The organism is Corallococcus sp. CA047B, assembly GCF_003612065.1.
GTDB classification, from domain to species: domain Bacteria; phylum Myxococcota; class Myxococcia; order Myxococcales; family Myxococcaceae; genus Corallococcus; species Corallococcus praedator.
This window is the reverse complement of sequence record NZ_RAWD01000523.1, coordinates 1-3,997: the sequence shown is the minus strand read 5'-3', so window position 1 is coordinate 3,997 and position 3,997 is coordinate 1. Positions and strand designations below refer to the sequence as shown.

The window sequence follows — 3,997 nt, the reverse complement described above, 5'->3', positions numbered from 1 at the left end:
GCGGTGGGGCTGCCGGTGGCGGCGGCGGTGCTGGTGGACGCGGAGGAGGGGCCGGTGCCGCTCACCGCGGGCTATGCGTGCGCGCTGGAGCGGGACGAGGCGCTGCTCAAGGCCTTGCTGGAGGCCGCGCAGTCGCGGCTGACGGACATCCACGGCGCGCGCGAGGACGTGGCCGCGGCGGACCGCGACGCGGCGCTGGGATTCGCCCAGGCGCTGTCGGAGGTGCGTCCCCGGCACCGCGCGGAAGACATCGTGGACCTGGACACCCGGCGCACGCGGACGGTGACGGCGAGGGTGCGCACGGTGCTGGAGTCGCTGGAGCGCGCGGGCTTCGCCCAGGTGGCGGCGATGGCGCTGGACGCCCCGCTGAGCGGGCTGCACGTGTGGAAGGTCGTGGTACCGGGCATGCGCGTATCGGAGCTCCTGTGAAGCGGCGGGCCGAAGACCTGGTGGTGTTCCTGGGGCCCTCGTTGCCCGCGGCGGAGGCGCACAAGCTGGCGCCGTGCACGGTGCTGCCCCCGGCGCGGCAGGGCGACGTGTGGCGGGCGCTGTCGCTCAAGCCCCGGGCACTGGTGCTGGTGGACGGCGTCTTCGAGGCGCAGCCGTCGGTGTGGCACCACGAGCTGCTCGCGGCGATGGAGGCGGGCGTCGCGGTGTTCGGAGGCGGCAGCATGGGCGCGCTGCGCGCCGCGGAGCTGGCCTCGCACGGCATGGTGGGCGTGGGCCGCATCTTCGGCTGGTACCGCGACGGCGTGGTGGCGGACGACGCGGAGGTGGCGCTGCTGCACGCGGACGCCGAACACGGCTGGCGTCCGCTCACCGTGCCCCTGGTCAACGTGCGCCACGAGGCGGAGCGGGCGCGCAAGGCCCGCGTGCTGGGACGCTCCGGAGCGCAGGCCCTGGTGGACGCGGCCGCGGGCCTCTTCTACCAGGAGCGCACCTGGGCGCGGATCCGCGAGGCCGTGGCCTCCGCCTGGTCCGGTCCCACGCTCGCCGCTTGGGACGCGTGGTTCGCGGATGGGGTGGAGGACCTCAAGCGGCTGGACGCCATCGCGTGCGTGCGCTCGGCGGCGGAGTTCGTGAGCCTGTCCGCCCCTGTGGAGCCGGGCGCGCGGCGCAATCCGTCGTCGCTGGTGCGCCGACGCAGGCTGGTGGAGGACGTGACGCGCGTGGGCGGCCGGGCCGTGGACTCCGGCCAGGTGCTGGAGCTGCTGCGAGGCGCGCCGGACGCGGCGGCCTGGGCGGAGGCGGGCCTGCGGCGGGCGCTGCTCGCCGGGTGGGTGCGCTCGCTGGGGCTCACGGTGACGGAGGAGGAGATCGCCACCGAGGAGGCCGCGTGGTGGAAGGAGCGGGGCGTGCGGGCTTCGCGCCGCGAGGCCTTCCTCGCCGCCAGCGGCCTGGACGGGCCGGGCCTGCGCCAGTTGTGCGAGACGCGCGCGCTGGAGCGGCTGGCCCTGGCGCAGGCGTCGCGGCTGTTGCCGGACGGTCCCTCGTGGGACGAGGCGCTGGCCTCCGAGGCCCGGCTGGGCGGCCAGTGGGAGCAGGCCGCCCGGGCGCTCCTGTCGCAGGCGGATGCCAGCACCGACGGCGACGGCGACTGACGGGCCCGCTCGAACAATCCCAGACAGCGACGTCCACGGACCCCGGCAGGGGGACGGGTCGTCGTGACCCGTGATACAGCCTGTCTCACCGAAACGGGAGGGACCCCCGTGCCCCCTGCCGGGTTGGACCCTCGCCCAGGGGTCTGCCTTCCCAGGACGTCGTGAAAAAACGTGACAGCCCCGCACGGCCGGCTAGGGTCAACCCCGGAGGTTGTCCGCATTGAGCACCGCTCCCTGGGTGGTTCCGCCGAGGTGGCCCACGCCGTCAACGGCCGGGTGCGCTCGCGGTTTGCGGGGAATCCAACCTCCGTGGTGGGATGTGACAGGGAAGGTCTCTCCGGCGGTCTTGTCTCGCCGACATCTCGCTCCTACCCCGCAGGTTGTGTTGCTCCTTGAGCCAGGGCCATGACGACGCCGCTCCACCCGGACCAGTTGGAGGTCGGCCACCACGTTGGACCGTGGCGCATCGTCGGCTCATTGGGCGCGGGGGGCTTCGGCCGGGTCTTCAAGGTGGAGCGGGGCGGGCACGTCTACGCGCTGAAGATCGCGCTGCGTCCCGCGGGGCCGCACGCGGCGGAGGAGGAGGACGTCAACGGCCGGCTGTCGCGTGAAGTGGCGGCGCTGCTCGCCTGCGCGCCGCATCCCAACCTGCCGCGCGTGCACGCGGTGGATCGCTGGCCCGCGCCACCGGACGGCTACTTCTTCCACGTCACCGACTACGTGGACGGAGAGACCTTCCACGAGTGGCGCTGGCGGGTGAAGCCGTCCGCGGCGCACCTGCTCACCGTCTACACGGAGGTCGTGCGGGTGGTGGCGGACCTTCACCGGCGCGGCGTGCATCACCGGGACCTGAAGGCGGACAACCTGCTCATCCGCCGCGTGGATGAGCGGCCCGTGCTCATCGACCTGGGCACCGCGCGCATCCCGGGCGCCTCCACGCTGACGGTGGGCGTGGCGCCCGCGTCCCCGCACCTGTTGCCGCCCGAGTGCGTGGCCTTCCTGCGCGAGGGCTCCTGGAAGGCGGGCGCGAACTTCGACGCGGGCGTGCCCGGAGACCTCTACGCGCTGGGCGCGCTGCTCTACGAATCGCTGACGGACGGCTACGCGTTCGACCCGAGGCTGCCCTACGACCGGCTGTTGCCCGCCATCGAGACGGTGGTGCCGCGCGCTCCGCACGAGGTGAACCCCAAGGTGCCCCAGGCCCTGGGCGACATCGCGATGCGGCTGTTGTCCAAGCGCCCCGAGGATCGCTATTCGAGCACGGAGACGCTGCTGCAGGCGCTCTGGGAGGCCGCGAAGGACAAGCGCCAGCAGGAGTGGAAGCTGTCGCTGGACGTCCCCATGGACCGGGAGGCGCCGCTGGTGGACCGGGGCGTGGTGTCGCTGTCCCAGTTCCCCGGGACCGCCCAGGTGCCAGAGCCCGTGCCCGAGCGGGTCGCGACCCTGGCCCCATCCATTGGGTTGTCTCCGTCCGCTGATTCGCCCGTTCCAGGGGAGGGCGCTCCACCGTCGTCCAGGGCGCGGCGTCATCGCATCGCCGGGTCGCTGGGCCTGGGAGTCCTGCTCCTGGGCCTGCTGGTCTTTGGTCTGTTCCGGTCGGTTCCGAGCACCCGCCGCCCCGCTGTCCCGCCTGATTCAGAGAAAGGAAGTTCGTCCGTGACGCCAACCCCGAGTCTTCCCGATGCCTCCGTGCTCGCGGTGGCGTCCGCCCCGGATGCGGGGGCTTCCCCCGAGGAGGCGCCCTCCGCGCCCGTTCAGGACGCCGAAGGGGTCGCGGCCACGTCCACGCCCGTGAAGCCCTTGCGCACGGATGGGGGGATGTTGCGCAAGATCGCCGGAGCGGCCACCGCGGCCTGCGTGGGGGCTTCCTGCGGAGGGGGCACTGGCAGGATCCGCAGCGAGGGGGACACCCTTGACCCGTGCCCCAAGGGCGCCGCCAGGGCCATGAGGGAGCTGCAGATTCCCCCCGCGGGGCTGATGGCTTTTGCGGCCCCAGCGGGGAACGACGAGCTCATGCTGGTCCCGGTCACCGCGGGATGGCGGTCCATGCGGATTGATCCAAATGGTCAGTGGGGCGGAGGGCGGGCGAGAAGCGTGAAGGTGAAGGTCATCTTCGGGAAGGAGCGCACACGGTTCCTGGTCACGGAGGTGACCCAGCTCGATGGGCAGATCCTGCCCATCTGCATGGATTACCTTTCATATATGGACCACATGCCAGGCTGGGCGCCGCTTACGGGTAGGGTTGCGGAGGTCAATCCGCGCGACACGGCCACGGTTCGCTATATCCCGAACCTGATGAACTTCGTTCCGGTGCAGTCCTTCGTGAACGTCGAAGAGGGCTGAAGCCCCCCTTCGCGGGGTCGCCCTACCCAGGGGGAGGGGACCTCGTGGGGTAG

General features: G+C 72.5%; 3 protein-coding genes. All 3 read left to right on the top strand.

The window, feature by feature from the left end:
- The coding region (locus D7X74_RS40325; protein ID WP_199742008.1) for a YcaO-like family protein at positions 1-429 on the top strand (429 nt) is incomplete at its 5' end.
- Positions 426-1,601 carry a TfuA-like protein gene (locus D7X74_RS40320; RefSeq protein WP_120538243.1) on the top strand — a complete coding sequence of 392 codons (1,176 nt, stop codon included), beginning with the start codon at positions 426-428 and terminating at the stop codon, positions 1,599-1,601. The genes D7X74_RS40325 and D7X74_RS40320, both read left to right, overlap by 4 nt.
- A gap of 405 nt (positions 1,602-2,006) precedes the next feature.
- Positions 2,007-3,944, top strand: a complete 1,938-nt coding sequence (locus D7X74_RS40315; RefSeq protein WP_120538242.1) for a serine/threonine-protein kinase — start codon at positions 2,007-2,009, stop codon at positions 3,942-3,944.
- Positions 3,945-3,997: the final 53 nt, after the last annotated feature.